Source organism: Kitasatospora sp. NPDC004799 (assembly GCF_040609095.1).
Lineage (GTDB): Bacteria > Actinomycetota > Actinomycetes > Streptomycetales > Streptomycetaceae > Kitasatospora.
In genome coordinates, this window is sequence record NZ_JBEXJK010000587.1 from 1 (window position 1) to 3718 (window position 3718).

Sequence of the window (3718 nt, forward strand, 5' to 3'; positions counted from 1 at the left end):
GAAGCCTCCGGGAGCTGTCCGGAGGGCCCGCTTCCAGATTGTGACGTGACCCGCCGCTGCCGCCCCCGGCCCGGCCGGGCCGGCTCCTGGCCGCCGGCCTGCTGGGCGGGCTGGTCTGCTGGGCCGGACTGGCCGCGGCCAAGGCCCACCTGCACACCCCGCACCCGGCCGCCGTCCGGATGACCGGCCCGTTCCAGATCATGTACCTGATGTGGCCGATCCTGGTGATCTGCACCGCGATGGCGCTGACCGCCGCCGTCGTCGCCGCGGTGACGAGGGCGGCCTGGCTGCTCTCCGGACTGGTCGCGGCCGGTGTCGCCGCCCTGGTCGGCACGGTGGGCTCCGTCCTGCTGACGAGCGCGGACGGCTGCCTCGGCCCGTTCAACGTGATGACCAACGCCTGCGGTTGGCGGCCGGGGGCGGTGCGGACGCTGCTGGAGATCCAGACGGGCACCACGCCTACCGGTTCCGGCACGACGAGCGCCCGCTCGCCGAGGCCGAGGGCGCGTTCGTGCTGTGCGGCTTCCTGCTGGCCCTCGCCGAGCACCAGCAGGGCGACGGCGTCGAAGCGGCCCGCTGGTTCGAGGCCACCCGCGGTCTGTGCGGGTCGGCGGGCCTGTTCTCGGAGGAGTACGACGTCGCCCAGCGGCAGCAACGGGGCAACCTGCCGCAGGCGTTCGTGCACGCCATGCTGCTGGAGTGCGCGGCGCGGCTGGCCCGGCCGCCCACCGGCTGACGGCTGACGGCTGACGGCTGACGGCTGACGGCCACGGTGCACTGTGACGTCACGCTACCCGGTACCCCTCGGCCCGCTCGGCCGCCAGGCGCAGCCCGTGGCCGGGGGCGCCGTCGGCGCCGGGGGTGACGGTGCCCCCGCCGGGGTCGAGGGTGCCGTCGAAGAGCAGCCGCTCGATCCGGACGTGGTCGTGGAACCACTCCAGGTGGCGGCAGTTGGGGACGGCCGCGGCGGCGTGGGCGTGCAGGTGGGGCGCGCAGTGGGCGGAGACGTCCAGGCCGTGCGCCTCGGCCAGGGCGGCGGTGCGCAGCCAGCCGGTGAGGCCGCCGCAGCGGGTGGCGTCGGCCTGGAGGCAGTCCACGGCGGGGATCATCCGGGCGAAGTAGGCGAGGTCGTAGCCGTACTCTCCCGCCGTGACGTCGGGGGTGACGGCGTCGCGGACGGTGCGCAGGCCGGTGAGGTCGTCGGAGGAGACGGGCTCCTCGAACCAGCTGACGCCCTCGTCGGCCAGCGCGCGGCCGATCCGGACGGCCTGCTTGCGCCGGTAGCCGCCGTTGGCGTCGGTGTACAGCTCGGCCCGGTCGCCGACGGCGGCGCGGGCGGCGCGGACCCGGTCGAGGTCGCGCCGTTCCCGGGTGCCGCGGGACTCGCCGATCTTGATCTTGACCCGGGGGATGCCCTGCTCCTCGGTCCAGTGCCGCAGCTGGCGCTCCTGCCGCTCCGCCGGGTAGGTGGTGAAGCCGCCGCTGCCGTACACCGGTACCGGGCGGGCGGCGCCGCCGAGCAGCCGGGCGAGCGGCAGGCCGAGCAGGTGGCCGCGCAGGTCCCACAGGGCGAGGTCGACGGCCGAGATCGCGCCCGCGACCAGGCCGGGGCGGCCGGTGTTGCGCACCGCGCGGTTCATCGCCTCGTGGGCGCCGCTGGTGTCGTGCGGGTCGCGGCCGGTGACCAGCGGGGCGAGTTCCGCGCTGATCACGGCGGCGGTCGCGGGTGCGCCGTACGTCCAGCCGAGGCCGGTGTGCGGGCCGTCGACGGCCTCGGCCAGGACGAGGGTGGTGCTGTCCCAGGCGAGGGTGCCGTCCGCCTCCGGGGCGTCGGTGGGGACGGTGTAGACGCGGACGTCGATCCGCTCGATCCCGGTCGTGCGCGGCGTCCCGGTCATGCCTGATGTCCCGGTCGTGCGCGGCGTCCCCGTCATGCCTGATGTCCCGGTCATGCGCTGCCTCCCGGTCCCGACGGCACCCTCATGCCGGCCCCCTCATGCCGGTGCCCGCAGTCCGGACCGCTGCCCCGCCGCGAGCAGCCCGGCGGCGCGGTCGACCAGCGCCATGATGGTCAGCGCCGGGTTGGCGCTGCCCTGGGTGGGCAGCACGCTGCCGTCGGTGATCAGCAGGTTGGGCACGGCGAAGGTGCGCAGCCGGTGGTCCACCACGCCGCTCAGGTGGTCGGCGGCCATCCGGCAGCCGCCGACCAGGTGGGCGTAGCGGTCGATGGTGATGACCTCGTCGGCCCCGGCGGCGAGCAGCACGGACTCCATCACCTCGCGGGCGGCCCGGATCAGCAGCCGGTCGTTCTCGCACTGGGAGTAGCTGAACCGCGCGACGGGCAGGCCGCGGTGGTCGGTCTCCGCAGCCAGGGTGACCCGGTTGTCCGGCTGGGGCAGCAGCTCGGCCATCGCGCCGAGGGTGGCCCAGTGCACGTAGTCGGACAGGTAGTTCCGCAGGTCGGCGCCCCAGTGGCCCTGGGCGACGACGTGCTCGGCCCACATGACGGGCAGCGGGGAGACGTTCTGGATGGTGAAGCCCCGCCGGTACGGCTGGCCCGGGTCGGTCTCGTAGTACTGCTCGGTGGTGACCTCGGGCGGCGGCGCCTTGTACGCGCGGATCTCCTCCTCGAAGCGCCCGGAGGTCTGCGGGGCGCCCTGCACCATGACGTAGCGGCCGACCAGGTCGTGGTCGTTGCACAGGCCATCGGGGAAGCGCCGGCAGGCGGAGTTGAGCACCAGCCGCGGGGTCTCGATGGCGTACCCGGCGACGGCGACGGTGCGGGCGCGCTGGAGGTGCTCGCGGCCCTGGTGGAGGTACCGGACGCCGCGGGCGAGTCCGCCGTGGTCGAGTTCGACGGCCACGGCCATCCGGTCGGCGCGGATCTCGGCGCCGTGCGCGAGGGCGTCGGGGACGTGGGTGATCAGCGGGGAGGCCTTGGCGTTGACCTTGCAGCCCTGGAGGCAGAAGCCCCGGTAGACGCAGTGCGGGCGGCGTCCGAAGCGGCCGTTGGTGATGGCCACCGGGCCGACCCGGGCCTGGATGCCGAGGGCGGCGGCGCCGCGCAGGAAGACCTCGCCGTTGCCGCCGACGGGGTGCGGCGGGTGCGGGTAGGCGTGGGGTTCGCCCCAGGGCCAGTACTGGCCGGCGACGGGCAGCTCGTACTCCAGCCGCCGGTAGGAATCCCGCAGGTCGGCGTAGTCGATCGGCCAGTCGGCGCCGACCCCGTCGACGGCGTGGGTGTGGAAGTCGGAGGGGTGGAAGCGCGGCGCGTACCCGGCGAAGTGGACCATCGAACCACCCACGCCGCGGCCGGAGTTGTTGGCGCCCAGCGGCACCGGGTCGGTGCCGTCGACGACCCGCGGCTCGGTCCAGTACAGCCGGTGCGAGCCGGCCTCGTCGCTGACCCAGTCGGCGAGCGGGTCCCAGAACGGGCCGGCCTCCAGGACGACGACGCTCCAGCCCCGGCGGGCCATCCGCTGGGCGAGGGTGGCGCCGCCCGCGCCGCAGCCGACGATCACCAGGTCGACCTCGTCCGCGTCCGCGTGGCGGCGCATGTCGCGTACCAGGGCGTGGTCGAAGCCGCGGCCGTCGGGCGGCAGCAGCCAGGCGGAGGCGTTGGAGCGGCGGACCTCGCGCTCGGCGGCGGCGTCCAGTTCCTCGCGAGCAAGGAGTCCACGCAGGAGGAGTTCTTCCACACCTTCAACACCCAGATCGG

3 protein-coding genes and 1 pseudogene are annotated in these 3718 nt (G+C 75.0%); 1 reads left to right on the forward strand and 3 read right to left on the reverse strand.

What is annotated here, in order from left to right; genetic code table 11:
• Nucleotides 1-334: hypothetical protein (locus ABZW03_RS38475; protein ID WP_355269170.1), on the reverse strand; the 334-nt coding region annotated here is incomplete at its 3' end.
• A 117-nt stretch (nucleotides 335-451) separates the two neighbouring features.
• On the opposite strand from ABZW03_RS38475, the pseudogene ABZW03_RS38480 reads away from it, so the two are divergent.
• Nucleotides 452-736 (forward strand): annotated as a pseudogene (locus tag ABZW03_RS38480) (glycoside hydrolase family 15 protein); the annotation flags it as partial.
• Nucleotides 737-785: 49 nt separating this feature from the next.
• Here ABZW03_RS38480 and ABZW03_RS38485 read toward each other — a convergent pair.
• Entirely contained in the window at nucleotides 786-1898 is a 1113-nt protein-coding gene (locus tag ABZW03_RS38485) for an enolase C-terminal domain-like protein (protein WP_355269172.1), read from the reverse strand.
• A gap of 96 nt (nucleotides 1899-1994) precedes the next feature.
• Nucleotides 1995-3718 (reverse strand): GMC family oxidoreductase (locus ABZW03_RS38490; RefSeq protein WP_355269174.1); only part of this gene is annotated, 1724 nt, incomplete at its 5' end.